This is a genomic window from Phosphitispora sp. TUW77, assembly GCF_048453025.1.
In the GTDB taxonomy this organism is placed as follows: Bacteria; Bacillota; Thermincolia; order Thermincolales; family UBA2595; genus Phosphitispora.
The window spans coordinates 2,467,509-2,492,403 of sequence record NZ_CP156677.1 but is presented as its reverse complement, the minus strand read 5'-3'; the positions used below and the strand labels follow the sequence as shown (position 1 = coordinate 2,492,403).

The following is a 24,895-nucleotide window of genomic DNA, read 5'->3' as shown; positions in this document are numbered from 1 at the left end:
AAGGTTGCCTAATCAGAAGATTTAGGAAGCAGTGTAAAATGGTTTCGATAAAGCTGAATTATAGACACACCTATCAGAGCAGTCGTTCCTGCAAGTGCTATGATCTGCAGAAGACCAAATTGTCCCTTAAACCCTTCCGGTGCTTTTAAATATTGATAGATTCCGAAATAAGCCCATGCCACAGGTATTGGGAATGCAGCATTGCGGTTTTTTGAGAGTATCGCAATTACCAAGAGAACTGCGATTATAAGGATAATCATTGCCCAGATATCATCAGCGATTCCAAAACCGTTCCATTTCAACTTGACGAGCGCTGCAGCTATGTTAACGACAGTTGCTATAAATAACCAGCCTGTATAGATTCCAAAACTCAAAGGCAACAGCCAGCGTTTCCCGTCTTGAATCTTCAAGAGCTTCCGGCAAATCAAGGACAATGTAATTACAAATCCTAAAATAAAGAGTACGGACAGTTCAATCTGCATATAGGAGAAAGCAACAGTCCATGCAATATTAAAGATGCAGGAAATTCTAAAAAGGGCAGTAATCTGATTTACAGCGCTATAATAATATGGGTCACCTATTTTTACTATCATTATAATCACAGAAATGAGCAGTAAGGAGTAGATAAGGCTCCAAATACTGAAAGTGGCAGGGCTTGGTGTTATAAGGGTGACATACATATCAGAAATTTGCTTTTGCGAGAGCCCATTGATTAGTCCTAAAGCACCCAGGGTATTGATGACCAGAGTGATTACCAAAAAGAGTCCATTAATCCATGCTTTTTTTGTTAAATCCATAATAAACCTCCTGAATTTTCTGTAGAAAATTTCATTTAAAGGGTGGCATGGCTTTGTTACACTGTGTATGGACCTGAACACAAAAGACACGACAGTATACAGTACCCAATCCAAGCGTTTTTTATGTAGGTACATTATTTATTGAGATGAGGAGAGATTGAGATGATTAAAAATGTTTTGCAGAAACTAACAGCAAAGGAAGATTTAACTGCAGAAGAAGCTTATAGCTTGATTGCTGCCATTAAAAAGAATGAGCTGAGTGATGTACAGATTGCGGGTTTTCAGGTGGCTCTTTTAATGAAGGGACCAACGCTGACAGAAATTACAGCTATTGCCCAGGCTATGCGTGACAATTGCATCAAGATTTCCCCGAAGGTGGATGATGAACTCATGGATACCTGCGGAACCGGCGGGGGGCTTAGTACCTTTAATATTTCCACTTCAGTAGCTTTTGTAGCAGCGGCTGCCGGCATTCCGGTAGCCAAACACGGCAGCCGATCTATCTCTAGTCTATCTGGAAGTGCTGATGTTTTGGAATCTCTGGGTGTAGAAATAAATCAATCTCCCCGGGGTGTCGAGAAGCTTATTGAAGACATCGGGATTGCCTTTCTTTATGCTCCTTTGTTTCATCCGGTAATGGGTAAGGTACTCCCACCTGAAAAAGATCTGGGGATTAAGACCATCTTTTACACCATTATTGGACCTTTGATTAACCCTTCCAAAGCTACCAGGCACGTCTTAGGTGTTTATAAACCGGTGCTATTGGATACTGTTTCCCATGTTGCCTCTTCTTTAGGTTATCAGAGGGCGCTCTTTGTCCATGGTGAAGATGGTTTGGATGAAATTTCCCTTCTGGGCAAAACAAGGATTAATGAACTGAAGAATGGAGAAATTATCAGCTATGTAATTACTCCTGAGGACTTTGGCTTATCTCGGTGTGCTTTGGCAGACATAGCCACAGGAACTCCAGAGGAGAATGCAACAATGATTAGGGATGTCTTTTCAGCTAAGGATAATGGGCCACGGCGTCAGGCAGTTGTCCTGAATGCCGGAGCTGCCCTGATGATAGGCGGTAAAGCAGATTCCTTAGCAGACGGGATTAAGCTGGCCAGTGAAATTATTGACAGCGGTGCAGCCCAGAATAAACTTAATCAATTGATTACTGCTTCACAAGATTACAAGGAGTTTTAAGATGCAGCAGGAAAAAATAAGAAACAATATGAACCCGGAGAAAAAAGGTGAAAGTAATAAATCATGCACCAAATGTACTGCAGCGTTATGGCACAGATACCGGTCCGGGAAGATACCGGTTATTCCTGATATTAAATGTAAGTCTCCAGGAGAGGGCGACTTGATGCTGGGCAGAGATCCTGTTGCTATCGCCAGGAGATTGGCGGCAGCAGGTGCGCCTGTCATTTCAGTGGTAACCGAGGCAGATCATTTTGGAGGTTCCCCGGAATTACTGCGCCAGATTGCTCAGACTGTTTCAGTGCCAATTTTACGCAAGGATTTTATCACTACTCGGGAACATTTATTGGAGAGTGCGAATATAGGAGCCAGTGGGGTTTTGTTGATTGCATCAATGCTGGAAGAGGACCAACTTTCTAAACTTGTGGAAGAGGCGTTGGTGATGGGTTTGGAACCCTTGGTGGAAACCCATAATGAAGCGGAAATTATTGCTGTTAATAGGTTGGAGCTGACCTTCTTAGGTATTAACAATCGTAATATAGTAGAATGGGAGATGGATGACGGCAGTGTAAATACTACCGAGAAGCTGTCCGGTTTAGCACGCCAGGATGTTTTCCTGGTCAGCGAAAGTTCGCTGGCTGCTCCCGGAGATGTGTTGCGTGCTGTGGCAGCAGGTGCACATGGGGTTTTAGTGGGTACTGCTATCCTTCGGGCTCCGGATCCTGTAGAAATGTATCTTGAACTTAGTCAGACTATGGGGTGATGCCTTTGATTCGGGTGAAAATATGTGGCTTGATGAATCCGAAAGATGTAGGTCTCTGTATCCATGCCGGAGTACATATGTTTGGTTTTGTTGTTGAGTACCCGGTAACAGTTCCGTGGAACCTGACAAAAGTTGAAGCAGGGGAACTTATTCAGCAGGCACCCCCATTTGTAAGCACCTGTGTGGTCACCGGCGGGTCAATTGAAAAAATTTTGGATATAGTTACTGAAACCTGCCCTAATGTGGTGCAGCTTCATTATAAAGAAACGCTGCAGGAAGTGAGAGAAATTGCCTGTCAGTTAAAATTACGGGGAATTAAGACAATCAAGGCGTTGCGCCTAGATGGTGAGGGGAAGTGTGATTTTGAAATTACAAACCCGGTGATGGCTGCCCGGGAGTTGGCCAAAACAGGTGTGTCAGCTATCCTGGTGGATTCTTATACTCCATCCAGACCGGGAGGGACAGGAGTTACGCCTGACCTAGCAACGTTTCGCATTATCCAGCAAGAGAGTATTTTACCTGTAATCCTGGCGGGTGGACTAAATCAGGCTAATATCCTGCCATTGGTTCAGCAGACACATCCGTATGCTGTTGATGTTTTGTCCGGTGTTGAAGAGATACCAGGACACAAGGACCCTGAAAAAGTTATTGGGTTTATGCGCAATGTTCAATCGTTAGCTATCAAAGACATTGACAAATAGCTTGAACACATGCTAAAATGAATCCAATAATTTGAAGTTGAAATAGTTTTCAAAACTGAGCAGGCGATGAACCTTTGCGAAGGTCATGGGGCTGGGCCGTAACCACGGCAGCAGGTGGAACTTTGACACATCTGTGGGACAGTATTATGTTCCACAGATGTTTTTTTAAGCAGATAAGAAAGTATAAATTTTATCCTTTCTGCATAAAAAAGTTACATAATATATAGGAGGTTTTAATAATGAATTCATGGGACAGAAAGGTCAAAGTTGCTTTGTTATCAATTATATCTAACACTATATTGATAATTTTTAAGCTTATTGCAGGTGTTTTAAGTGGTTCAATCAGCATTATTTCGGAGGCCATCCATTCGGGAATGGATCTGGTAGCATCATTTATTGCATTCTTTTCTGTCAGACACTCATCAAAGCCTGCTGACCGGGAGCACCCGTACGGTCATGGTAAAATCGAAAATTTATCCTGTATCGCGGAGGGACTGTTAATTTTTGTTGCTGCTGCAATGATTATTAAGGAAGCTGTAGAAAAAATCAATGCTCCTACTGAAGTTGAACAGGCCAGTTTGGCCATTGCAGTAATGATTGGGGCATCACTGATAAATATTCTGGTTTCAAGAAAGTTGTATCAGGTTGCCAGGGAAGAGGATTCGATGGCCTTGGAGGCGGATGCCCTGCACCTGAAAACAGATGTTTACACATCTTTTGGGGTAGCAGTCGGACTGGTGCTGATAAAAGTTACCGGACTTAATATTCTTGACCCGATTGTGGCTATACTGGTGGCTCTGCTTATAATTAAAGAAGCCTGGGAACTTTGTAAAAATGCCCTTAACTTTCTTATGGATACCAAATTGACAGATGAGGAAGAAGTTCAAATAGAAGAAATCATAAATAAATACAGTGATAAAATCATGGATTTTCACAAGCTTAAGACCAGGAAATCCGGGAATATGAAGCATATTGATTTTCATATTACGGTTGACTCTAATCTTACCGTAGCCGAAATACATGAAATTATCGGGTGCTTTAAAAAAGATATGGCCGATGAATTCAAATGTACTAGAGTAACTGTACACGTAGATCCTTACAGGGAGTAAAACAACTCTGCTAAATTATAAGAAAACCCAGTCCTAAACGGGATTGGGTTTTTTTATATTATAATTTGGTAAGAGGAACACATCTGTATTCTAGTAAACATAAAATGAAGTAAATACTATTTAGAGGTGGGGTTATTATGAAAAAAATGCCGGCAGTATCAAAGGATAATCAGTTTAAAAAAATAACTCCATGTAATGGCTTTGATTGTGCAAATCCGGATAATGCCAAACAGAACAGTTATGCCTGGTCGATGGCTGAATTTAAGGAATATATATATGTTGGGACTGCTCGTAATGTCTTACTTATTGTTTTAGAATCAGGGTTATTTGGCAACTTGCCGATACCACCTATGTTAATTCCACAAAACTTAGATATGAATGCCGAGATTTGGAGGTATAAAAAAGACGGGTCCCAGGGATGGACCCGAGTTTATAAGTCTCCGCCGGATTTGGGTATCAATGGTTTTCGCTTTATGATTCCTTTTACTACCCTGGATGGCCAAACGGCTTTATATGCCGGCGGAGTATCTAGAACAAAGGGAATTATAATTTTAAAGTCAACAGACGGTATTAACTGGAAACCTTTGCAGACCGGTATTATTGGCACAACAAGGTCAATGGCAGTTCATAATGGAAAACTGTTTATGGGTGTCTTGCCGCTAAATGAAATTGCTGAGATTAAGACTATGTTATATGTGAGTCTAGATCCCGAAAAATATGGGTGGGCCAAGGTGGACTTGGCAGGTAATCCAAACCTGAACCCTAGGGGAAACATAGATTCTTTACTGAGCTGGAATAATCATTTATATGTCGGGACTAGTTTGCCTACAGGTTTTGAGCTTTGGCGTACAAAAGGATTAAAGGCCAAAAAAGATCAATGGGTATTGGTAGTAGATAGGGGAGCCGGTGATGCGCTGAATCAATTTCCGATTGACATGGATGTTTTCAATAATTATATTTATGTAGGCACTGCGGCCTTTGTGATTAGGGGTTTGGGACCGGGAAACGATTTAATTCCGCCAAAAGGGTTTGATATAGTAAGGGTTAATGCCAATGACAAATGGGAAATTGTAGTTGGAGGAGACCCAATAATTCCAACTCAGCCTACAACAGGCACGAGAGAGAAACCGTTGAGCAAATATCCTTCCGGTTTTGGGAATCTGACAGATGCTTATTGTTGGCAGGTTACACCTTTCAAAGGAGAGCTATATGTGGGAAGCTTTGATTGGTCAGTTATCATTCCGGAACTTTTATCTGTAATTAGTCCTAATTCCAACATCGATATTAATAATTACATAGAATTGCTCTTAGATTACTTAAAATACTTATGCCATATTGATACAAGATTAAGCTTATTTCCGGTAGACACAATGGTGGAGCTTGTGGCAAAAGCGTTTATTAACGGGGTTAAAAAGAATTTCGGTTTTGACCTGTGGAAATCAAAAGACGGCATACATTGGCAAAAAATCACAAAAGATGGTTTTGGTAATTCGTATAATTACGGAACTAGAAACATACTTTCTACAAGTGACGGCAAATTATTTATTGGTACAGCCAACCCGTTCCAGGGCTGTGAGGTATGGGTTAAATAAATGAAAAATAAATAAAGAACCCGCACGGTCAGATTATGGAGTTAACCTTGCGGGCGTTTTTAATGATATTGATAGCAGCTTATTTTTTAACTCTGTCTGCTAAAAGAATGGTACCTACTCCGACATTTTCAGGGTCTGATTCTTTTATTAAAGTAACAAACGCTTCAGGAGCTATTTTGGTAATTTGACTGGCAGAGTTAGCAAACTCTTTCACTAATGCCTCTTTTTGTTCTTTTGTCATTTTGGGGCCTTCAAAAATAATTACCGGCATGATTTCACCTCCCATTTACCTCCCGTTTTTTTGTATCAGTTCTATAGTGAGATGTTTTTTCCTTTTATATTCCGGGACTTTCCTAAGGCTATTGGAATATATTGACAAGCAATAGAGTTATTAGTATAATAAATCTATTGCTTTCTTATGCAAAAACGCAAGCTAAACCTTATTAAGCGGAGGATTACATGCAGAACAGCGATAGGGGTTATATCACCGGTATAGACGGCCTAAGGGCTGTAGCCGCATTGTTGGTCATGCTGTTTCACTATTATGTATTCGCAGGCAGTCCAAAATTCACAGGGTCATTTATTGCAAATGCCGGTTCGATTGGAGTCGACATCTTTTTTACAATAAGCGGCTTTGTTCTTTTTTTGCCTTTTGCCAGTCTTTATCAGAGAAGAGAACCTATTTTAATAAAGGATTATTTTTCTCGACGTTTTAGAAGAATTTTACCTTTGTATTATTTTAATTTATTTATAATCGTTACATTATTTACACCGGCATTTATCATGCAATGGGATAAATTGAAATTGGTTTTAATTAGCTTGGTTTTTGGTCAAAACTTTGTATTGGATAAATCAATACGGACGATTAATGGAGTAACTTGGACCTTAGGTCTGGAAATGTTATTTTATATTTTACTGCCTTTTATTTACAAGTTGTTTGTTGGCAAAAGATGGATATATGGGTTAACCGGAGCATTATTGATTTCTTATATTTACAAAGCTTCAGCTTTATATCTGTTCAATCCGGGATGGGATGATTCATATTATATTCAGTTTTGGGTGAGCAGACAATTACCGGGAGTTATTCAGCAATTTGCTTTGGGTATGGCAGCGGCTTCACTATGGATTAATTACAGAGATAAAAATATATTTTCAAATAAATACTTATTTTCAATGTTAGGACTATTAGGTTTTGGAATGCTTGTTCTGGGCATGTGGTTTTTTATAAAGTACGGTTCCGCTAAATATTGGTTTGGTTCAGGTGTTTATGGTTATATTCCATTGTTAAACTTCAACACTTTTCTCAGCTTAGCAGCAGCGATGGTATTACTCAGTTTATGCAATAAAGGCACTATAACTTCCAAGGCATTAAGCTGGAAACCCTTGGGGTTTTTAGGGACTATCAGTTATGGGATTTATTTATGGCATAATCCAATAGGCAAGGTATTTAATAATGCTATAGGATTGCACCAGGATAAATTATTTCTCTTACTATTGATTGCAGGTACCACTACAATTGCTATTTCTACATTATCGTATTGTTTTATAGAAAAACCGTTTATTAAAAGACAAATATATCAATTCAATAAGGTAAAAACAGTTAACAAAGCAACAAATTATTAAAATCTCAGAATTATTTTTTGTATTTAGGATAATACTATATGATGTTAATACAATGGTAAAAACAGAAAGATAAAGGGAGGCCTGCATTAATGCAAGGAAAAGTAAAATGGTTCAATCCGGAGAAAGGTTTTGGTTTTATTGAAAGCAATGAAGGAGGAGATGTTTTTGTCCACTTCTCAGCTATCGAGACTGAAGGTTTCAAAACACTGGAAGAGGGACAGGATGTTAAGTTTAATATTGTTGAGGGCAACCGTGGGCCACAGGCGGCTAACGTTGTCCCCATAAAATAAAGTTGCATTTAGACAAAAAGACAGAAGAGGGAACCGTGTCATAAGTAATTACTTATGGGCATGGTTCCTTTCTTTGTGTCAAAAAATTAGTGGGCTTCTACTTAAGCCCACTGGATAGTTGCTAGCTTTGAAATATTATGTGCCATGCATAGTAATCCCCACTATAAAGGCAAGAAACGAGGAAAAGAACCAAATACTGCCCCGAAAACAAAACAAATCGTTAGGAGTAAAACAGACCCGGAAAGTGGCTATCTGAACCGGCCTGAAAAACCAAAGGGCTTCCACTACTTAGACCATATGAGTATAGATGCTAAACACGGCATAATTACGGATGTTTATGTAACTCCCGGCAATGTTGACGACAGTGAACCTTACATAGACCGGCTAAAATCACAGCAAGAACGGCTTGGCTTAAACATTCGGAAAGTTGGTGCAGATAAAGGTTACGACTATATGAATGTTCATTATGGATTAGACAAATTGGGAATTGAAGGGTATATTCCTGGTTTTGCAAGGCTCAGTAAAACAGAGAGTTTTACTATAGATAAGTTTGCGTATAATAGAAATAAAGATGTTTATATATGCCCAGAAGGCAAATTTCTCTATCTATCTCATATTAAGCAAAAAAAGACTAAAGTATATGCCGCTAGGACCAGAGAATGTAAAGCATGTCTACTAAAAGAACAATGTTTGTCTAAAAGTGATAGGCGAAAAAGTGTAACACGCCCCTTCCATCAAGATTATGCAGATAAGACCCATACAAGGCAAGGATCGGTTGAATATACGCGGATTCGAAAGCTTAGGCGAATGTGGTGCGAAGGAACAAATGGTATTTTAAAAGAAAACCACAATCTTTCAAAAGCAAGAAGAAGAGGCATCGCCAATGTTTTGGAACAATGCCTCTTATCGGCGTTAGTTATAAACATAAAAAGATATATAAAGGCAATAAAACAGCGGGAATTACGTAAGAAACACACATGCATTTCAAATAAAATACGAACTATAATGAGAAAATGGCTAGGGAAATTAGTTCCTAGCCATTTTTGTCAACAAGCCCCACTTATGGGACATTCCCCTTTTAAATAGAGCTCAGAAACCGGCCAGGTAATTAGCATAGCCAATAATGTATTCATAAACCTGTTTTCGCCATGAAGGGTATTCGGTCTGGATAAATGCCGGAGTTCTGGCAGGATTGGCGTTTGCTTCCAAAAGCCATGGGTGGCCGTTTTGGTCAAGAATTATATCCACCCCAAGTTCACCCAGTGGACCAAAATTTCGGTCAAGCAGTAAGGCTGTTTTCAGGGTAATTTCTTTTAGCAGAAGCATGAAATCATCTTTATTACATTGAAGCCGGGGCAGGATGGAATTGAACAAGTTTTTTAGGGGAATACGCCGCCCTCCTGATGCATAGTTAGTCACATGACTTTTACCCATTGTTCCAATAACAACCATTCCCGGCAGCAGCCATGTGTTGGTTTCGTCTTTCATGGGACAGGTGCGGAAGGAAAAAGGGCCTCCGCCGTATTCCATACAATGTATGGCCTGCTGCATGATATAATTTCTTTTCTCTCCTGCAGCGGTAAAAAGTATTTCCGGAAGCTGCTTGTGAGAGGGAATGGAGGTAATGGTATCGGTTCCATTTAGGTTATACCTGCATTCAAGTTTGTTATTGGTGGAGGTCACCATAACAATGCCCTTACCTTTCATGGAGTCAACCGGTTTTAGGTAAACACTGCCGAATTTAGGCAGGAAACGCTCTAAGTCTGAGGAGGATTTTAATAATTCTGTTGTTGGCAAGTATTTCTGAAGAAATTTATCTTCACGAACGGTTTTGAAAAAATCTGTTTTAGTAATGCGGGTTGTATTATTAAATATTTTGCCGGCGCCCATAACCTTGCTAAGGAGGCTGTGGTTTTTTTTCGAACTGGGATAACAGCGGTCCATCACTACATCGGGAAATGGGAACAACCCTTGTTTCCATGATTTGGCAGCATAGTCATAGTGATATCCCCTGATGGTGTTCCGGGATACATCAATATCATGGCCTGAAAATATACAAATAAGTCCTTTGTTTTTTTTGGTAAAGACATATTTGTTGTAATAGTCCAAACGAGAGGGAAGATGTTTGGCAAAGGTAAGGATGCCGATAAGTGGACCTAGGCGCAGTTCACGAATCCCGGCAGATTGAACAGCTAAAAAAATCCCTTCCGGGATATTAAGTGCACTAAAAGCAGTATCTGACAGGCGAATCTCCTGATCGTGTGAAGATTCCATGGAGTTAAGTGCTAAGGCTCTTACCGGTATAGATGCTGAACCACATCTTAATTTAATGGTGTCACCTTCATTTAGTCCGTAAGTATTCATTAATTCTGAGGGTAAGTAAAGGTCCTTTCCTATATCGCCGGCTCGGCACAGGTTGTATTTTTTTCCCATATCAACCACCTTAAAATAAAATATATTAAAATATTTTTCAATAATACTGTTTCACAATAATAATATATGAAGGCTTTTGTTTCGGTGTGTAAGATACTTGACAATGGTTGTGCCAGGAGGTAACATAAGCTATGTCAAAATAATATACATTAAAATGAGGTGTAAAATGTACCCGGCAGAACAGAAATTCAAAATGCCTCCGGAGTGGGCTGTCCATGTGCGAACTTTTATAGAATGGCCAGTAAAATCATCAATGTGCCGGCCCGAAAATTATGCTGAAGTATGCCGGGGATATGCTGATGCAGCTAGGGCTATAGCTGGCTTTGAGCCGGTTACCATGCTGGTAAATCCGGAAGATATGAATCAAGCCTCAAAGCTGTGTGGGCCAGAGGTAGAACTGGTTGAAATGCTCCATAACGATTCTTGGTTCAGGGATAATGGTCCAACTTTCGTAATTAATGACAGTGGTCAAATTGCCGGCATTAACTGGAAATTCAATGCATGGGGAGGCAGGTATCTGCCTTGTGATCTTGATGACTCTGTACCGCTTAAGCTCTTGGAGAGAGAGCAAATCCCAATTTTTAATGCACCAATTGTCTTAGAAGGCGGATCTATTCATGTAGACGGGGAAGGTAGTTTGCTGACTACTCAGGAATGCTTATTAAACCCTAACAGGAACAAGGGAATGACCAAGAAGGAAATTACCGCCGTACTTAAACAGTACCTAGGCATTGAAACTGTTATTTGGCTGAATAAGGGTTTAGCCGGTGATGAGACAGACGGTCATATAGATAACGCGGTCTGTTTTGTCAGGCCGGGAGTGGTGCTTATGCAGGTATGTAATGATCCGAACGATTCAAACTATGCTACAACAAGGGAAAATCTCGGGGTTTTGCAAAAGTCTGCAGATGCCCGGGGGCGCAGCCTGGAAATAATCCAGATACCCCAGCCGGTCCCGGAATATTATATGGATAAAAGATTGACCTTGAGTTATATTAATTTTTATTTTGTTAACGGAGGAATCATTTTACCGGTATTTGGCGGGAAATCCGCTGAAACTGATAAAATCGCCGAACAAATATTCAGAGACATATTTCCGGAACGGAAAGTTATCACAATAGATGGTATTCCGCTAGTGAAAGAGGGCGGTAATGTCCACTGTATTACTCAGCAGATGCCACTGGCACGGCCAGGTTGGGCAAGCCACCAGTCATACTGATGGGAGGGGATGAATGATGCGCCAGGTGAAAGTTGCCGCTGTACAGATGAGATGTACTGAAGAAATCGGGGAAAATATCGTCAGGGCAGAGCAGTTGGTTAGAGAGGCCGCAGCTCGTGGAGCTCAGATTATTCTACTGCCGGAGTTATTGGAAACACCGTATTTTTGTCAGAAGCAAAACCCTGAGTACTATAAATATGCTGCCGAACCTGAAAAAAACCGGGCGGTACAGTGGTTCCGTAATGTGGCCAGGGATTTGTCGGTTGTGATCCCGGTCAGTTTTTATGAAAAGAAACATAATGCCCTATTTAATTCAGTTGCGGTAATTGATGCCAATGGCACAGTGCTGGGTATTTACCGAAAAAGTCATATTCCTGATGGACCGGGCTATGAGGAGAAATTCTATTTTAGCCCGGGAGATACCGGTTTTAGGGTATGGCAGACCCACCATGGAAGAATAGGTATAGGAATATGCTGGGATCAGTGGTTTCCTGAAGCAGCCAGGGTTATGGCTCTTATGGGTGCGGAAATTCTGTTGTATCCGACAGCCATTGGGTCGGAACCATGTGACCCAACAATCGACTCACGGGATCATTGGCAGACTTGTATGCTGGGCCATGCGGCGGCTAATCTTATTCCGGTGATTGCGGCTAACCGGGTGGGTACCGAAATAATGGAGGACTCTAAAATAACGTTTTATGGGTCTTCGTTTATAGCAGGTCCCCAGGGACAGAAGCTATCAGAGGCAAGCAGAGAAGAGGAAACAGTATTGACAGCGGAATTTGACCTTGATCGGCTTGAGGCGGAGAGAATAGAATGGGGTATTTTCCGGGACCGCCGGCCCGAGCTATATAAGTCTTTGACGACTTTTGACGGCGGGTCTTCATATTAGATGAAAAGTGGCAGGTATGTTCCTGCCACTTGTATTTTTGCCGCGTTTATGCTTTTTCCGGTTCATCGTAATTCACGCCAAAGGTATCCACAGTTGCTTTTTTAATTATTTGTTCTACAACGGGCATATCTCTGAAATCCCGGTCTGTATTAACAATCCTGTCAACTTCATCCATTCCTTCAGTGACTTTACCGAAAGCGGCATAATCTCCGTCCAGGTGTGGGGAGTCTTTTACCATGATGAAAAACTGTGAACCTGCAGAGTTTGGATTCATAGTCCTGGCCATGGAAAGAACTCCTCTTTCATGTTTTAAATTATTAACATGTTTATTGGAGTTGAATTCCCCTTTAATTGAATAACCGGGACCACCGGTTCCGGTTCCCTGGGGACAGCCGCCTTGAATCATGAAACCGGGAATAACCCTATGAAAAGTAAGACCATCATAAAATCCGCTGTTCACGAGGGAAATAAAGTTCTTTACCGTGTTCGGGGCAATTTCCGGAAATAACTCTATTATTATTGTTTGATTATTCGCAGTTTCGAAAGTAACTATTGGGTTTGCTGCCATTTTTTACACCTCCTCAAACTATCAGATAACAGTATTTTACCAAAATCAGGTTTGCATATGCAAGGAAATTAATATACTTATCTGATATTTTGCGGAGCGGCAGTTTGCTAGCTTCCCGGAATACAGCTACCCTTGCTTTTTAATTAAAAGCCTGCCAGGTGGGCGGCATAATCTACCGGATACTTATAAAGAAGGACAGGCCATAAGGGGTATTCTTTTTGAATGAAAATAGGGATAACACCGGGATTGCCGTTTGCTTCAATAATCCATGGTTTTCCATAATTGTCAAATACTATATCAAAACCCAGTTCGCCTAGAGGGCCAAATTTTTTGTCAAGCACTTCAGCTGATTTCAGGGTTATCTCTTTGAGGAGATTCATAAAACTTTCTTTTGTATAAGGTACCAAAGGAATCAGGTATGCTAAAAGTTCTTGAAGAGGAATAAGACTTGCCCCGGCAGTGAAGTTTGTTAGGAAACTGTTGCCAAATGAGCCCTTGGCAAACATTCCCGGAATCACCCACTGTCCACTGCCGTTTTTCATAGCCCATGACCTGATGGAAAAAGGTCCTCCCTTATATTCCATCCGCTTGATTCCTTGTTGAATCAGGTATGGTCTTTTTCGTCCTGCTGCTTTTAACAGGATATTATGGATTTCATCAGGAGAGTTAATGAGAATGCTAATGTTTTGATCATGGTTGGCATAGGTGCATTCCAGTGTCCCGGACAGCCCGGGACGGGCAGGCTTAATTGTTACAATGCCTAATCCTTTCATGCCATTGAGAGGTTTTAAAAATACTTCCCCGAATGTTTTCAGCATAGAAGTCAGTTGAGAGGCATCGGTAAATGCATCTGTTTTTGGCAAGTGTGTTTTTAATACAGGGTCATTGACAAGCGCATTACGAAAATCTATTTTATCTATCATAGTCTTTTTGTTGAAGATTTTATTTTTGCCGATTATTTTTTCCAACCGGGCATGGCTGATATACGCATTGGGATAACACTTGTCAATAACTGCATCCGGGAAGGGAAAGCTGGCCTCTATCCACCGGTTTTCTCTATTACTATAATAATAACCTTCTATAACCTGGTTTTGCACATCAATGCTTTTGCCTTTAAATACATAAAGCATTCCACAGTTCCTGGCAGCTCGTGCATAAGCTTTGTAGAATTTAAGGGCATTAGGGACATGCCCGGCAAAAGTAAGCACACCTATTACCGGCCCCATCCTGAAAACCCTAGGGCTTTCAGGTTTTATCAGAAGTGTTGCATTATCAGGAATTTTCAAGGCATCCATAGCAGGTGAAGAGAGTTCCAGCCAGGTTTGAGACGAAGAGGTTTCACGGGATTTAAGGACATGGACTTTGGTGATGGCTGAACCGCACTTGAGGGTTACTAGTAGGTTTTCTTTTAATTTTAATTGAGTCATTAAATTTCCCGGGAGTATCCAAATGTTGTCTTTATGCCCGCTGCGGATAATTTTATATGGACCGTGCATAATTACCACCTTTACATAAAGTTTATGTTTTTTACACTATATGTTTCAGGAGGTATTTCCGTGCTACAGCGAAGGGGACTAGCCCTGATGGACTAAATCCCCTTCATTAAAAGTGGTAACATTATTGTGCAATAGAAATTGTTAATACGGCAATAGTTTCTTCTTTTGACTTTACAGGCAAATAAATCTTCTGGTAGCTGGTTGAGCCAACGCTGCCGGCGGAAATTACCGAAGCCTTTCCAGATTTCATGGTTTGGCTAACTGCTTCCGAGACGGGGTAGCCTTCCAGTACCCGTTTACCATCCTCTCCTTTAATTGTGCCTGATATCCTTTTCTGGTTAACAAACAATGAAACAATGCTTTCCGGATATATTTTAGTTATTTCATCTACTATGCCGTAGTTGCCGTTTTCCACATAAGCCCCTTTTTGCAGGATAGTGTTTGAAACCGTCCATTCTCCGGGGAACTTTTTGTCAAGGGCTGTATTGACTTTATTCATAACTTCATCAGCATCAACTGTAAATACTTGTTGACTGTCGCCGGCTTCGGCAAAAGATGAGTAGCTCGAAGGCACTTCGGTCTGAGATGTTTCAGTATTATAATTCCGGTCTTCAATGCCGGAATAACCCAGAGCGGAAACAATCAATAATCCTGTAATCATTGCAAATAATAGTGTTTTCATAGGTTCCCTTCTCCCTTGCTGTAATTTCAGCTGCAAACAGACCAATGTTCTATTAATAATTATAACGTGTTCCTTAATCTGTAGCCAGGCTTAATTGCCAGAAAAGCCATTCCAATTTGAGGAAAGCTGTCTAGATATATTGGAATGAATTTTGTGAATTGGGATATACTAAGACCTGAAAAAAAATTTTCAAAAGTGAGGTGTTTGGTTAATGGTCTTGGATAGAATTTCACTGGTGCTGGTAATTATTGGAGCCTTAAACTGGCTGCTTGTGGGATTGTTTAAGTATGACCTGGTGGCCGGTCTTTTTGGCGGAACTGACTCTTTATTAAGCAGAATTATTTATGTTATTGTTGGTTTGGCCGGAATCTGGTGTATTAGTCTCTTGGTCAGGCCGCGGGAAAAGGTGAAATAATATTTACCCCTTGCTAAGAACCGGACAAAACAAATAATGCTAGAACGGGATAGTGAATCTATAGAATATTGTGGAATCACTGATCCCGTTCTTGTTCTTTCAATAGGCATTTTTTTAAGCTTGTTTTAAAGGATAAACAGTTGAAAAATTGGTCCGGTCGTGATAATGTTATATGTTGTCAGATTATAATTATAAGAATCATTATCAGCTTGAACGGTATGGGGGATATAATGGCAGATATATTAGAATTTGTGCGTAACCTTAGTCCGGTGTTTCAGGCACTGGCAGCCACATGTTTTACATGGTTTATGGTAATATTGGGAGCAGCTGCCGTGTTTGTGGCCAAGGATATTAACAGAAAGACACTTGATGGAATGCTGGGGTTTGCGGCAGGGGTTATGATAGCAGCCAGTTATTGGTCGCTGCTGGCTCCTGCCTTAGAGATGTCAATGAACCTGAATGTTCCTCATTGGTTCCCGGTTTCTATAGGTTTTCTTGCCGGAGGGATTTTTCTCCTTGGTATTGACAAGATTCTCCCACACTTGCACCTGGGTATGCCAGCAAACAAAGCTGAAGGAATAAAGACATCATGGCAGCGCAGTACCTTATTGATTCTTGCCATTACCCTGCACCATATTCCGGAGGGGCTTGCAGTTGGTATTGCTTTTGGCTCAATCGCGACTGACTTTGGTTCAGCAACTTTTACTGGAGCGGTTGCTCTGGCCATTGGGGTAGGGATTCAGAATATCCCGGAAGGTCTGGCAGTCTCCTTATCTTTGCGCCGGGAAGGGTTTTCCCGTTTTAAAAGCTTTGTGTACGGTCAGTTTTCAGGGCTTGTTGAACCTATTGCCGGGGTCATTGGGGCCCTGATTGTATCTGCTTCCCAGGCTGTCATGCCATATGCTCTTGGTTTTGCGGCAGGTGCAATGCTGTATGTTATTGTTGAGGAAATTATACCTGAGTCCCAAAGAAGTAATAATACAGACCTTGCAACAATGTGTACGATGCTCGGCTTTATTCTCATGATGATTCTGGATGTCAGTGTTGGATAATATTAAGATTTTTGGCAGGTGAAAACCAAGGTGATAAATGGGGATTTGGCTGCATTAAAGGAGCAAGTGAAACATTACGCCTATTCCATAGGTGTTGATAAGATTGGTTTTACTGATGCGGAAGCGCTTACAGAACATCTGCCTCTGGTGAGACGACGTTGGGAGGCTGGGTATAAGCATGCGATAAATGAGGGCGACCCGGACAAGAGAATTTCCCCTTCACTTCACCTCCCTGGGGCCAAATCAGTTATTTCTATTGCAGTGGCTTATCCAGGGACAGCCACTATTCCTGAATCCGCCATTTCTTCTGAGGAAGGAACAGCTCTAAGCAGGGGCAGTTTCAGCTTTATATCGAGGGGTATGGATTATCATGAGGTGATTTCAGATAAACTTCAGAAGATAAGAGATTACATTATGTTTTTAGTCCCTGCGGCCAGGTCGGTTCATATGGTTGATACCGGTGAACTTCTTGAAAAGGCTTTTGCGGTAAAGGCAGGATTGGGGTGGTTTGGCAGGAATACACTTTTAGTCACCCCGGAATTCGGTTCCTGGGTCTGCCTTGGGGAATTAATCACAGATATCCCGTTCCCACCTGACCGGTCTTTGAATAATAACTGCGGTTCCTGTAACGCATGTGTTGCAGCTTGTCCTACCAATGCCATCAGGGAAGGGGAAGACTTGAATATAGATAGATGCCTGGCCTGTTTAACCCTGGGCAGCTTTATGCCTGACCCTGAAATACGTGAAATCATGGGCATTTCCTTATATGGATGTGACATCTGCCAGCAGGTCTGTCCATATAACAAGAAATCTGGGCATGATAATGATATGCAGGAATTTTCTTACAGCTATGATGAGGCATATCCTGTTTTAAAAGAAATTCTAGCCTTATCCAACAAGGAATTTAGGAAACGTTTCGGACATATATCAGCAGCTTGGAGGGGGAGGACCCCCATACAGAGGAATGCCGTGATTGCGGCAGGCAACCTTGGTGCCAGGGATACCATTCCTGAGCTTATTGACATTTTAAGGTCAGATCCAAGGCCTGTGCTGAGGGGGCTTGCTGCCTGGGCTTTAGGCAAAATAGGCGGGCCCTTGGCTTCACAAGCCCTTGCTGATGTTAGTGAAAAAGAAAAAGACCCTACAGTTATTCAAGAGATTGTGCAGGGTCTTGGTAAGAGACCTTTTTCTAAGACTTAGCCTTTGGCTATTTTCAGGTACATTTCCTTGCACATGCTGTGGATTTCGTTAACTTTTGTATAAATATCTTTGAGCATTTCATGGTGTTTCTTCAGTTGTTCAATCATTTCTCCCATTTCCATGCCAGGCATCATACCACCCATTTCCCCTGATGCTCCCCCGGCACCGGGTGCCGGCGGTCTGGCCGGCTGCATATAAGGGCAATGTTCGGGAGCATGCAGTCCTCCGCATACCGGGCACATTCCCGGACCTCCCGTATGACCTTTAGAATACATAACCAAACCTCCCTCAAAAATTAACATAGTTTAAATACATTCTGTTTTATTGTATTAATAAATAGTATCTGATTGTGACATAACAAGATGATTTTTTCTTCCTGAAGGGTGGTATTTACATACCCTTGCCAGTTCTGCAGGCAAAGGAATTTTGCGTTGCGGAAGCGAATATCAGTATAAAATGACAATTTTAGGGGCGACTATCTAAAAAGAGGTGGAAAATATGGTTCCTAAAATCCTGGTGGTTGATGATGATGCCAATATATGTGAGATAATCAGGCTCTATTTAAGCAAAGAAGGATTTCATGCCATTTTTGCCAGGAATGGCAGTGAGGCGCTAGACAGGTTTAGGGAAGAAAAGCCTGACCTGGTGGTTTTGGATATAATGCTTCCTATTATTAACGGGTGGGAAGTATGTAAAATGATACGGGCTGTGAGCAGTGTGCCTATTCTTTTATTAACTGCACGGGATACCACCGAGGACAAGGTTAGCGGGTTGGACATAGGTGCTGATGATTATGTTGTCAAACCTTTTGACCCCAAGGAGGTTTTAGCCAGAATCAGGGCCCTGCTGCGCCGGACTGCGGATAGTTCGGTTTCCGGGCAGGCAGGTTTGACCGGGGCAGGTTTGGATCAAACAGACACAGGGCAAAACGGTCCTGCAGACCAAAGTCAGGAGGTCCTGAGGCTGGGTAACCTGGAGGTTAACCTGACCAGTTATACAGTTAACTTCCGGGGTAAAAAGGTTAATCTCAAACCTAAAGAAATCCAACTACTGGCTTTTCTGCTTAGAAACCCCAATATTGTCTTTACAAGAGAAAAGCTTTTGGAAAAGGTATGGGGATATGATTATATGGGTGAAACCAGAACAGTCGATGTTCATATCAAAAGGCTCAGAGAGAAATTTGCGGCAGACCCAAAGTGGCAAATCAGCACTGTTTGGGGAGTAGGTTATAAGCTTGAAACTGATTGACAGGGGTGGGCAAAAAATGAAAAGCGGGGTTTTCCGCAGGCTGTTAGTAACTTATATTTTAATAATGACAATAATTGTCGGGTTACTGTCAGTTTTAATGTCACAGTATCTGAAGGTATATTTTTTTAACAACAAGCAGAAGGACCTGACAAACACCGGTAGACAGGTAGAGACCCAGCTCATTAGGTACCGCAGGGGTGATTTAACGAAAGAAGAACTTGAGAAGCAGATAAATGTGATTGGAAGGGTGACTAATTCCCGGATTATTATAGTAGATGGTCACAATTCAGGGGCCGCAATTGCTGATACCGGTCTTGAAGATGACCTGGAAACAATTCTGAAAAGGGTTTTGGATGGTGAAAAGGTAATCAAGAGACAGCAGTACGCCAGTGAATTGAACTCATACGTGGTTGTAGTAGGGATTCCGACGGGGTCTGCAGAAAGCAAGGGAGCGATTCTCCTCTTTTCACCGGTTTATGAAGTAGCTCAGGCTCTCCGCAAGGTATATGAGGTAATTTGGATAACTGCCGCGATTGCCCTTGTCGTTGGCCTGATTCTTGTTTGGATTACTTCTCGCAGGATTTCCAGGCCGGTTATTGAGTTGAGCCGGATGGCAGAACAGATTGCCAGGGGAGAGGCAGTACCTGATGTCCACGGAATGGCCGATGATGAAATAGGACAACTTACCCGTTCATTTAATTATATGAAAAATAGGCTTGCTGAAACTGATAGGATGAGGAAGGAGTTTATTGCAGGAGTCTCACATGAACTGCGTACTCCGCTGAGCTCTGTACGTGGTTTTATCCAGGGGATTCTTGATGGGGTAATTTGTGATGACGATCAGGAAAAGTATCTTAGACTGGCATTTGAGGAGACAAATAGGCTGACAAGGCTAACCAATGACTTATTGGACCTGACCAAGCTGGAAGCAGGTGTAATTAAGCTCAATAAAAAGGAGATTCAGCTTCGTAAGCTAATAGATGACAGTATCCTAACAATTCGCCGTTCTTCAGGGAAGGAAGGCTTTACCTCTATAGTAACTGTTACCCCGGAAAACTTGTCCCTTAAGGCTGATCCTGACAGGTTAAAACAGGTTCTTATCAATCTTCTTAGTAATGCTTCCAGGTACACCCCGGATAATGGCAAAATAGAGGTTGAAGCTAAGCTTTATGGCAGTGAAGTTAAAATATTGGTAAAAGATAGTGGGATCGGAATCCCTGATGCTGAATTGTCGTTCATTTTTGAGAAATTTTATCGGGTTGACAAGTCGCGGGATTCATCTGCAGGTGGATCGGGATTAGGCTTAAGCATAGTGAAAAATCTTATTGAACTGCATGGAGGGAGTATTACGGCACGAAGCAGTGCCGGGAACGGCACAGTTTTTGAGATCATACTGCCTCAATGAAAATTAACAAACTGTTTACAATTCTTTCATTCCTATGTAAAAATTTTTGTGTAATATATAGTTAAGAGAACGTGGACGCCCGCACAGTAAGGTCGATATTAAGGGGATGGTTGATCTGAAAAAGCTGCTTATTTTTATTTTATTTCCAATTTTTCTAGTAGCTGCAGGGTGTAAGCACGGCGACTTGCCGGATGATAAAACCGTTCCAGGCGGGAGTAATGTTGAGCAGAACGATGTTTGGAATGGATCGGGGGATATGGGGAGTAATAATGCTGAGATTGGAAGTACAGGGGTCCATGGACAACTGCCGCAAGTTCCGGCAGGTCAGGATACATCAGAAAAGATTCTGCCGGATAATTTATCTGATGAGGGCCTTGTAATGAAGAGTGAAAATCATATTTCAGCAGGTTCCGGGCAGGTACTGGTTAATGAGATGGATAAAGAGATTGATACCCTGGTGGAGTCATTAGAGAACCTGGATTCAATTTCAACCGGTGACCTGGAAGTTGAATAAGGAGGTATTTAAAATGAAAAAGATTATTTCTGCTATCCTGGCCTTGCTGATGCTTGCTTTTGGAACCATAGCATATGCTGCCCAAGGTAACGGACAATACGGCATAGGTAACGGGCAGGACAAAGAAATCAGGGATTCCGGTCAAAGCCGGAACATGATGCGGGAAAGGGCACAACTGGCACGTGCAAACCAATCCGAGCTGACTGAGCTGAAGGATGAAATCCGTGATAAAATGCGTCAGATTAAGAATGAGTTAAAAAAGTTAAGACGAGACCCGGAGGCCCTTACCGAAGAAAAAATTGCAGAGATCAGGGAAAAGCTGGAACTTTTAAGAGATGACAGGGCCCAACTGGCAGGGACATATGGTTTAATCAGGAAGGAAACCGTGAGACTGAGATTGCATAAGCGTACCATGAATTACGCCGGTGCTTCACAGAGCTTTGACAGCATTTGTGAAATTCAGGAAGAACGCATCAAGGCATTAAAGGCGTTAAGTTCGGACCTTGATGAGCTTTTGGAATTGCTGTAAGAAATAGTAGTAAAACCATATTTTATAAAGCAATGTTATATAAAGCAAGACTGTCACATAAGTGCTGGGACTGCGTGATTTAGTCCGGTAAATGGGGCAGTCTCATTTTACTTTCAGGAAAGCATATATACAATAATTTATGTAGAAAAATGTTTAATAAAAAAAGGGATAAAACACTTCATACAGAAATAACTTACTATTGTTAGAAGGAGGGATGATGATTGAAAAAAGTAATCGTTATATGTTTGGGGATACTCATGTTTTTGGCTGCGGGATGCTCTGGCTCAAAGAATGGTTTTGCTCCGGATTCTCCGGAGGGAGTGGTACAGAATTATTATCAGGCCCTTCAGGACGGCAACCCTGATGTGGCTTATGGATATCTTAAGGATTGGCCAAAGAGTAAAGAGGAGTATGTAAATGAGAAAAAAATCAATGGTATGATGTTTAAAAGCTTTACTGTGCAAAAAGGGGAAGTAGTGGGGCCAACTGCCAGTGTTCCGGTTAAGTTTGAAACAGGAGTTTCCAGTATGGCTGAGATTAATATGACAATTACTCTGGAAAAAGACCAGAACGGCTGGAAAATTACCGGCCTGGGAATGGAAGGCATGTCCGCAGCAGATGGTGGAATGAACGGGATGAATGGAATGAACGGAATGAACGGGATGAATGGGGTAAACGGAACAGTTTACGGGTCATCCAATCCTCACGGTCCTGGTGGAAGCATTCCTCTCAATCAGTAAAATTACATAGTGGAGTGGTTTATTTGAACAGCGATAAATCTGCGGTTCAGCCGGATATTTGGACCAGGCCTTTTATGCTGATAGTTTTAGTTAATTTTCTTATGTTCACCTCAATGTATGTCCTGCTGCCGACCCTGCCGGTTTATGCCAAATCAATAGGGGGCAGTGAAACGGTTGCCGGCCTGATTGTGGGCCTGTTCACTTTTGCCGCTGTATTGGTGCGGCCGTTTTCCGGCAGCCTTCTGGACAGTAAAGGGAGAAAGGCAGTAATGATTGCAGGTATAGCTATCTTTATTGTTTCGGCTGTCAGCTTTACTTGGGCTTACCTGGTATGGATGCTTCTTGCCTTGAGAATAGTCCACGGGCTGGGCTGGGGGGTAACCACAACTGCTTCCGGAACAGTCGCATCTGATATCATTCCGGCTGCCAGGCGCGGAGAGGGCATGGGATATTACGGGATGTCCTCAACAATTGCTATGTCAATTGGCCCGGCATTGGGATTAGCAATAATTAATAATTATTCTTTCAAGCTGTTGTTTCTGGTTTCGGCATTGTTTGCTGTTGCCGGTCTGCTAATCGGGCTTTTTATAAATTATGATGGTATTTCCGGCAAAATGGGTGAAGGCAGCACTGAGGTCGCAGGTGGAACTAAAACTAAAGGTGTACTTTTTGAAAAGAGCTCAGTTCCTCCTTCACTGGTCATGTTTTTTGCCTCTTTAAGTTATGGAGGTATTGTTACATTTATGAAGCCTTACGCAGATTTTAGAGGGATTGAAAATATCGGTCCTTTCTTTACGGTTTATGCCCTAGTATTATTGTTCAGCAGGCCTGTAATGGGCAGAATGGCTGACAAGTACGGAGCTGGGCGGCTTCTGGTTCCGGGGATTCTATTTATTGCTACAGCGCTGTTGATACTTATGAACGCATCTTCTATGACAGGTTTTTTATTGGCAGCTATCTTGTATAGCATTGGTTTTGGCGCGGTACATCCCATACTCAGTGCACTGGTAATCTCATTTGTTGTGCCTGAAAGAAGGGGTGCTGCTAATGCTACGTTTGCTTCGGCAATGGACATGGGAATTGGCCTGGGAGCTGTTATTCTGGGGGCTATTTCGGAGCGGGCCGGATACTCGCTGATGTATGGAAGTTCCACGGTATTCGCTTTGTTAGCCTTGGTCGTTTATTTTGCGATACTTAGGCCCAGGCTGGCTGAGCAAAAGCTAAAAGGGGAAAACAGGTAAATTTTCCACAAAGAATTGTTGACAAAAGTGCGAAAATCTTTGACAAGACACGGGTTTCTTGCTAAAATAATAAATGCGTTAATGAAAACAACCTGATATGTGGGGGCATAGCTCAGCTGGGAGAGCGCTTGAATGGCATTCAAGAGGTCAGCGGTTCGATCCCGCTTGTCTCCACCAATGAAAACAAACCTTGTAATCTACATGATTGCAGGGTTTTTTGTGCGTGAGAATTATTGGATTTAACTCAACCTCCCAAAATATAATTAACGCTCTCGGAAATTCGAGATGCTTTATGTTCAAGGCTTCGCACCTTGGATTTTTTTGTTTTTCCTCCAGTAGGCCTCTCGAAGATGTACGGAAATCTGGCAAGGTGTTGCGGAAGATTTTCCTTGCGTCCGGAGCAAGGTTAGAATTCTCCGTCGACGGCGCAGAAAATCTGGAGCAATTTACAGTTTTTTCAAAAAATGATATAATTATCATATCTAAAATAAATGGTAATACTTATGGGTTATTCAAGACAGTACCCGCGAGGCATTTAAAACTATCGATAATCGAATTTACGGTCATTAAATTTTATGAGGTGGTGAAAATGCCATACATCCCGAAAATGCATGAGAAATACAATCTGCTACCGTTCTGTCGTGAAAACAGCGGAGAAGTTTTCAGTTATCCGCCAGAATTGAATGATCTTCAAGAACTGATGCCTGATGGAGAAAGTCTTTACCCTTACGGTTATAATAGCTATGAAGAATATGACGCTATTTTGGATAGGTACATCTCAACTTACGGTACTGACAGGCAAAACCTCAACGCGCTGGGAGAGAAATTAACCGCATTAAAAGAGACCATACATCAGATGAACGTAAAAGAGAACTGGTCGGTTTTGAAATATCTCGGAGAAAACACTTCGAATGTTTTTGGACTTACAAAGGGTCGTTATTATTACTGGCCCTGTTCAGTTGAACACCCGGATTATGAGGGCGTCATTGATGATGAGGAATTTACATCATACCTGTATGACACCACGCCCGAACTGTGGGAAATTGCCGAAGACCCGCTCAACATGGCAGCTTCTGTATTATTGGGAGCAAAAAAGGGCGATGAAGTAATTAATGAGGGCATCAAGAGCACAGATATTATTGATTAAATAGCATTAAAGGGGTATAATATTATTAAAATGTTACTATAAGGAGCTGAT

Annotated in this window: 27 protein-coding genes, 1 tRNA gene and 1 riboswitch; of the genes, 21 read left to right on the top strand and 7 right to left on the bottom strand. The window is 41.8% G+C overall.

Going from position 1 to position 24,895, the window contains the following annotated elements; genetic code table 11:
- Positions 1-8 precede the first annotated feature (8 nt).
- On the bottom strand, positions 9-797 hold the full coding sequence (locus ABFY19_RS12070; protein ID WP_418790893.1) for a TspO/MBR family protein: 789 nt from the start codon (positions 795-797) through the stop codon (positions 9-11).
- A gap of 162 nt (positions 798-959) precedes the next feature.
- Here ABFY19_RS12070 and trpD point away from each other — a divergent pair, with 162 nt between their 5' ends.
- From trpD to ABFY19_RS12045, 5 genes are all read left to right on the top strand, one after another.
- On the top strand, positions 960-1,988 hold the full coding sequence (gene trpD, locus ABFY19_RS12065; protein WP_418790892.1) for an anthranilate phosphoribosyltransferase: 1,029 nt from the start codon (positions 960-962) through the stop codon (positions 1,986-1,988).
- A 1-nt stretch (position 1,989) separates the two neighbouring features.
- Positions 1,990-2,748 carry an indole-3-glycerol-phosphate synthase gene (locus ABFY19_RS12060; protein WP_418790891.1) on the top strand — a complete coding sequence of 253 codons (759 nt, stop codon included), beginning with the start codon at positions 1,990-1,992 and terminating at the stop codon, positions 2,746-2,748.
- 14 nt (positions 2,749-2,762) lie between these two features.
- Complete coding sequence (locus ABFY19_RS12055; protein WP_418792603.1) at positions 2,763-3,449, top strand: phosphoribosylanthranilate isomerase; 687 nt, start codon at positions 2,763-2,765, stop codon at positions 3,447-3,449.
- Between the two features lie 45 nt (positions 3,450-3,494).
- Positions 3,495-3,593: riboswitch (NiCo riboswitch) on the top strand.
- Between the two features lie 95 nt (positions 3,594-3,688).
- Entirely contained in the window at positions 3,689-4,558 is an 870-nt protein-coding gene (locus ABFY19_RS12050; protein WP_418790890.1) for a cation diffusion facilitator family transporter, read from the top strand.
- 137 nt (positions 4,559-4,695) lie between these two features.
- Positions 4,696-6,150: a hypothetical protein gene (locus ABFY19_RS12045; protein ID WP_418790889.1), complete on the top strand. Its 1,455-nt coding sequence runs from the start codon at positions 4,696-4,698 to the stop codon at positions 6,148-6,150.
- Positions 6,151-6,229: 79 nt separating this feature from the next.
- Here ABFY19_RS12045 and dmpI read toward each other — a convergent pair whose 3' ends face one another.
- Complete coding sequence (gene dmpI / locus ABFY19_RS12040; protein WP_418790888.1) at positions 6,230-6,421, bottom strand: 4-oxalocrotonate tautomerase DmpI; 192 nt, start codon at positions 6,419-6,421, stop codon at positions 6,230-6,232.
- Between the two features lie 188 nt (positions 6,422-6,609).
- Here dmpI and ABFY19_RS12035 point away from each other — a divergent pair, with 188 nt between their 5' ends.
- The 3 genes from ABFY19_RS12035 to ABFY19_RS12025 all read left to right on the top strand — a co-directional run bounded on the left by ABFY19_RS12035 (position 6,610) and on the right by ABFY19_RS12025 (position 9,149).
- A complete protein-coding gene (locus tag ABFY19_RS12035) occupies positions 6,610-7,773 on the top strand; it encodes an acyltransferase family protein (protein ID WP_418790887.1) in 1,164 nt (387 codons plus the stop codon).
- A gap of 89 nt (positions 7,774-7,862) precedes the next feature.
- Positions 7,863-8,063, top strand: coding sequence for a cold-shock protein (locus ABFY19_RS12030; RefSeq protein ID WP_418790886.1), 201 nt, complete (start codon positions 7,863-7,865; stop codon positions 8,061-8,063).
- A 144-nt stretch (positions 8,064-8,207) separates the two neighbouring features.
- The gene (locus ABFY19_RS12025; RefSeq protein ID WP_418790885.1) at positions 8,208-9,149 is read left to right on the top strand and encodes a transposase; all 942 of its coding nucleotides are present in this window, start codon (positions 8,208-8,210) and stop codon (positions 9,147-9,149) included.
- Between the two features lie 3 nt (positions 9,150-9,152).
- Here ABFY19_RS12025 and ABFY19_RS12020 read toward each other — a convergent pair whose 3' ends face one another.
- Entirely contained in the window at positions 9,153-10,496 is a 1,344-nt protein-coding gene (locus ABFY19_RS12020) for a YheC/YheD family protein (RefSeq protein WP_418790884.1), read from the bottom strand.
- Between the two features lie 166 nt (positions 10,497-10,662).
- Here ABFY19_RS12020 and ABFY19_RS12015 point away from each other — a divergent pair, with 166 nt between their 5' ends.
- Both ABFY19_RS12015 and aguB read left to right on the top strand, forming a co-directional pair.
- Positions 10,663-11,715 (top strand): agmatine deiminase family protein, encoded by a 1,053-nt coding sequence (locus tag ABFY19_RS12015; protein WP_418790883.1) that lies wholly within the window; start codon positions 10,663-10,665, stop codon positions 11,713-11,715.
- Positions 11,716-11,731: 16 nt separating this feature from the next.
- On the top strand, positions 11,732-12,607 hold the full coding sequence (gene aguB / locus ABFY19_RS12010) for an N-carbamoylputrescine amidase (RefSeq protein ID WP_418792602.1): 876 nt from the start codon (positions 11,732-11,734) through the stop codon (positions 12,605-12,607).
- 46 nt (positions 12,608-12,653) lie between these two features.
- On the opposite strand, the gene ABFY19_RS12005 is transcribed toward aguB, so the two are convergent.
- The 3 genes from ABFY19_RS12005 to ABFY19_RS11995 form a co-directional block, all read right to left on the bottom strand.
- On the bottom strand, positions 12,654-13,175 hold the full coding sequence (locus ABFY19_RS12005; RefSeq protein WP_418790881.1) for a peptidylprolyl isomerase: 522 nt from the start codon (positions 13,173-13,175) through the stop codon (positions 12,654-12,656).
- A gap of 143 nt (positions 13,176-13,318) precedes the next feature.
- On the bottom strand, positions 13,319-14,602 hold the full coding sequence (locus tag ABFY19_RS12000) for a YheC/YheD family protein (protein WP_418790880.1): 1,284 nt from the start codon (positions 14,600-14,602) through the stop codon (positions 13,319-13,321).
- A gap of 190 nt (positions 14,603-14,792) precedes the next feature.
- Positions 14,793-15,353 carry a cache domain-containing protein gene (locus ABFY19_RS11995; protein WP_418790879.1) on the bottom strand — a complete coding sequence of 187 codons (561 nt, stop codon included), beginning with the start codon at positions 15,351-15,353 and terminating at the stop codon, positions 14,793-14,795.
- Between the two features lie 211 nt (positions 15,354-15,564).
- On the opposite strand from ABFY19_RS11995, the gene ABFY19_RS11990 reads away from it, so the two are divergent.
- The 3 genes from ABFY19_RS11990 (at position 15,565) to queG (ending at position 18,020) form a co-directional block, all read left to right on the top strand.
- On the top strand, positions 15,565-15,768 hold the full coding sequence (locus tag ABFY19_RS11990) for a DUF378 domain-containing protein (protein ID WP_418790878.1): 204 nt from the start codon (positions 15,565-15,567) through the stop codon (positions 15,766-15,768).
- A gap of 230 nt (positions 15,769-15,998) precedes the next feature.
- Positions 15,999-16,820 carry a ZIP family metal transporter gene (locus ABFY19_RS11985; RefSeq protein ID WP_418790877.1) on the top strand — a complete coding sequence of 274 codons (822 nt, stop codon included), beginning with the start codon at positions 15,999-16,001 and terminating at the stop codon, positions 16,818-16,820.
- A gap of 18 nt (positions 16,821-16,838) precedes the next feature.
- The gene (gene queG, locus ABFY19_RS11980) at positions 16,839-18,020 is read left to right on the top strand and encodes a tRNA epoxyqueuosine(34) reductase QueG (protein ID WP_418790876.1); all 1,182 of its coding nucleotides are present in this window, start codon (positions 16,839-16,841) and stop codon (positions 18,018-18,020) included.
- Here queG and ABFY19_RS11975 read toward each other — a convergent pair.
- Positions 18,017-18,295: a hypothetical protein gene (locus ABFY19_RS11975; protein WP_418790875.1), complete on the bottom strand. Its 279-nt coding sequence runs from the start codon at positions 18,293-18,295 to the stop codon at positions 18,017-18,019. The genes queG and ABFY19_RS11975 overlap by 4 nt on opposite strands.
- A 223-nt stretch (positions 18,296-18,518) precedes the next feature.
- Here ABFY19_RS11975 and ABFY19_RS11970 point away from each other — a divergent pair, with 223 nt between their 5' ends.
- The 8 genes from ABFY19_RS11970 to ABFY19_RS11935 all read left to right on the top strand — a co-directional run bounded on the left by ABFY19_RS11970 (position 18,519) and on the right by ABFY19_RS11935 (position 24,844).
- The gene (locus tag ABFY19_RS11970) at positions 18,519-19,268 is read left to right on the top strand and encodes a response regulator (protein WP_418790874.1); all 750 of its coding nucleotides are present in this window, start codon (positions 18,519-18,521) and stop codon (positions 19,266-19,268) included.
- A gap of 16 nt (positions 19,269-19,284) precedes the next feature.
- Positions 19,285-20,673, top strand: coding sequence for a sensor histidine kinase (locus ABFY19_RS11965; protein ID WP_418790873.1), 1,389 nt, complete (start codon positions 19,285-19,287; stop codon positions 20,671-20,673).
- A 106-nt stretch (positions 20,674-20,779) separates the two neighbouring features.
- Positions 20,780-21,187 (top strand): hypothetical protein, encoded by a 408-nt coding sequence (locus ABFY19_RS11960; protein ID WP_418790872.1) that lies wholly within the window; start codon positions 20,780-20,782, stop codon positions 21,185-21,187.
- A 13-nt stretch (positions 21,188-21,200) separates the two neighbouring features.
- Positions 21,201-21,716, top strand: a complete 516-nt coding sequence (locus tag ABFY19_RS11955; protein WP_418790871.1) for a hypothetical protein — start codon at positions 21,201-21,203, stop codon at positions 21,714-21,716.
- Between the two features lie 221 nt (positions 21,717-21,937).
- Positions 21,938-22,456, top strand: coding sequence for a hypothetical protein (locus ABFY19_RS11950; RefSeq protein WP_418790870.1), 519 nt, complete (start codon positions 21,938-21,940; stop codon positions 22,454-22,456).
- A 23-nt stretch (positions 22,457-22,479) separates the two neighbouring features.
- The gene (locus tag ABFY19_RS11945; protein ID WP_418790869.1) at positions 22,480-23,697 is read left to right on the top strand and encodes an MFS transporter; all 1,218 of its coding nucleotides are present in this window, start codon (positions 22,480-22,482) and stop codon (positions 23,695-23,697) included.
- A 101-nt stretch (positions 23,698-23,798) separates the two neighbouring features.
- Positions 23,799-23,874: transfer RNA gene (locus tag ABFY19_RS11940), tRNA-Ala, on the top strand.
- Positions 23,875-24,376: 502 nt separating this feature from the next.
- Positions 24,377-24,844, top strand: a complete 468-nt coding sequence (locus ABFY19_RS11935) for a hypothetical protein (protein WP_418790868.1) — start codon at positions 24,377-24,379, stop codon at positions 24,842-24,844.
- The last annotated feature ends 51 nt before the right edge of the window (positions 24,845-24,895 follow it).

Coding starts and splice junctions, on each gene's coding strand:
- ABFY19_RS12070 (WP_418790893.1), bottom strand. CDS start 797: ATGGATTTAACAAAAAAAGCATGGATTAATGGACTCTTTTTGGTAATC.
- trpD (WP_418790892.1), top strand. CDS start 960: ATGATTAAAAATGTTTTGCAGAAACTAACAGCAAAGGAAGATTTAACT.
- ABFY19_RS12060 (WP_418790891.1), top strand. CDS start 1,990: ATGCAGCAGGAAAAAATAAGAAACAATATGAACCCGGAGAAAAAAGGT.
- ABFY19_RS12050 (WP_418790890.1), top strand. CDS start 3,689: ATGAATTCATGGGACAGAAAGGTCAAAGTTGCTTTGTTATCAATTATA.
- ABFY19_RS12045 (WP_418790889.1), top strand. CDS start 4,696: ATGAAAAAAATGCCGGCAGTATCAAAGGATAATCAGTTTAAAAAAATA.
- dmpI (WP_418790888.1), bottom strand. CDS start 6,421: ATGCCGGTAATTATTTTTGAAGGCCCCAAAATGACAAAAGAACAAAAA.
- ABFY19_RS12035 (WP_418790887.1), top strand. CDS start 6,610: ATGCAGAACAGCGATAGGGGTTATATCACCGGTATAGACGGCCTAAGG.
- ABFY19_RS12030 (WP_418790886.1), top strand. CDS start 7,863: ATGCAAGGAAAAGTAAAATGGTTCAATCCGGAGAAAGGTTTTGGTTTT.
- ABFY19_RS12025 (WP_418790885.1), top strand. CDS start 8,208: ATGCATAGTAATCCCCACTATAAAGGCAAGAAACGAGGAAAAGAACCA.
- ABFY19_RS12020 (WP_418790884.1), bottom strand. CDS start 10,496: ATGGGAAAAAAATACAACCTGTGCCGAGCCGGCGATATAGGAAAGGAC.
- ABFY19_RS12015 (WP_418790883.1), top strand. CDS start 10,663: ATGTACCCGGCAGAACAGAAATTCAAAATGCCTCCGGAGTGGGCTGTC.
- aguB (WP_418792602.1), top strand. CDS start 11,732: ATGCGCCAGGTGAAAGTTGCCGCTGTACAGATGAGATGTACTGAAGAA.
- ABFY19_RS12005 (WP_418790881.1), bottom strand. CDS start 13,175: ATGGCAGCAAACCCAATAGTTACTTTCGAAACTGCGAATAATCAAACA.
- ABFY19_RS12000 (WP_418790880.1), bottom strand. CDS start 14,602: ATGACTCAATTAAAATTAAAAGAAAACCTACTAGTAACCCTCAAGTGC.
- ABFY19_RS11995 (WP_418790879.1), bottom strand. CDS start 15,353: ATGAAAACACTATTATTTGCAATGATTACAGGATTATTGATTGTTTCC.
- ABFY19_RS11990 (WP_418790878.1), top strand. CDS start 15,565: ATGGTCTTGGATAGAATTTCACTGGTGCTGGTAATTATTGGAGCCTTA.
- ABFY19_RS11985 (WP_418790877.1), top strand. CDS start 15,999: ATGGCAGATATATTAGAATTTGTGCGTAACCTTAGTCCGGTGTTTCAG.
- ABFY19_RS11975 (WP_418790875.1), bottom strand. CDS start 18,295: ATGTATTCTAAAGGTCATACGGGAGGTCCGGGAATGTGCCCGGTATGC.
- ABFY19_RS11970 (WP_418790874.1), top strand. CDS start 18,519: ATGGTTCCTAAAATCCTGGTGGTTGATGATGATGCCAATATATGTGAG.
- ABFY19_RS11965 (WP_418790873.1), top strand. CDS start 19,285: ATGAAAAGCGGGGTTTTCCGCAGGCTGTTAGTAACTTATATTTTAATA.
- ABFY19_RS11960 (WP_418790872.1), top strand. CDS start 20,780: ATGGTTGATCTGAAAAAGCTGCTTATTTTTATTTTATTTCCAATTTTT.
- ABFY19_RS11955 (WP_418790871.1), top strand. CDS start 21,201: ATGAAAAAGATTATTTCTGCTATCCTGGCCTTGCTGATGCTTGCTTTT.